Source organism: Legionella quateirensis (genome assembly GCF_001467955.1).
Lineage (GTDB): Bacteria > Pseudomonadota > Gammaproteobacteria > Legionellales > Legionellaceae > Legionella > Legionella quateirensis.
Map to the genome: position 1 here is coordinate 1 of NZ_LNYR01000033.1, position 1,031 is coordinate 1,031.

A 1,031-nucleotide genomic window follows, 5' to 3' on the forward strand; every position below is an offset into this window, starting at 1 on the left:
GAGAGTAACGATGCTACGGGGAATGAGTTGCGGAGAGTAACGATGCTATGGGGAATGAGTTGCGGAGAGTAACGATGCTACGGGGAATGGGCTACGAGGAGTAACGATGCTACGGGGAATGGGCTGCGGGGAGTAACGATGCTATTACTCGTATTATTAAAATCCTGCGAATTGAGTTTCTATGAAGTCCTGCAATGTTTACAGGATAGGGATAGATTAGTTCATACCTGATAAGCAATACACGTGGTGGTGTTCTCTCCTACATCATGAAGGCACTACCTCGTCTCTTTCCGAACCCATTCTTCGTCACCCTCCGCTGCCCAATTTTCGTCACCCTCCGCACCCCATTCTTCGTTACCCTCCGCTGCCCATTCTTCGTCACCCTCCGCTGCCCATTCTTCGTCACCCTCCGCAGCCCATTCTTCGTCACCCTGCGCAGCCCATTCTTCGTCACCCTGCGCACCCCATTCTTCATCACCCTGCGCACCCCATTCTTCGTCACCCTCCGCACCCCATTCTTCGTCACCCTCCGCACCCCATTCTTCGTCACCCTCCGCACCCCATTCTTCGTCACCCTCCGCACTCAATTTTCGTCACCCTCCGCGAAGGCGGAGGGTCCATGAAGAGTAAGTCCAATTGCGAAAACCATAAACAAATTGTCATATCACTTGATTGTTTCTAATAAAAAATGGGAGGTTATATTCAGAAATCACATCAAATCTCCTCAAAAAGGTTGGGGAACACTCGAATAGGTGGAGAAAGAATGGACCCTCCGCCTTCGCGGAGGGTGACGGGGAATGAGCTGCGGAGAGTAACGATGCTACGGGGAATGGGTTACGGAGAGTAACGATGCTACGTGGAATGAGTTGCGGAGAGTAACGATGCTACGGGGAATGGGCTGCGGGGAGTAACGATGCTACGGGGAATGGGCTGCGGGGAGTAACGATGCTATTACTCGTATTATTAAAATCCTGCGAATTGAGTTTCTATGAAGTCCTGCAATGTTTACAGGATAGGGATAGATCAGTTCA

1 protein-coding gene and 1 pseudogene are annotated in these 1,031 nt (G+C 50.8%); both read left to right on the forward strand.

What is annotated here, in order from left to right:
• The first annotated feature begins 266 nt into the window (after nt 1-266).
• Nucleotides 267-623, forward strand: a complete 357-nt coding sequence (locus tag Lqua_RS18215; RefSeq protein ID WP_133141075.1) for a hypothetical protein — start codon at nt 267-269, stop codon at nt 621-623.
• Nucleotides 624-951: 328 nt separating this feature from the next.
• A pseudogene (locus Lqua_RS18955) lies at nt 952-1,031 on the forward strand (bifunctional phosphoribosyl-AMP cyclohydrolase/phosphoribosyl-ATP diphosphatase HisIE); the annotation flags it as partial.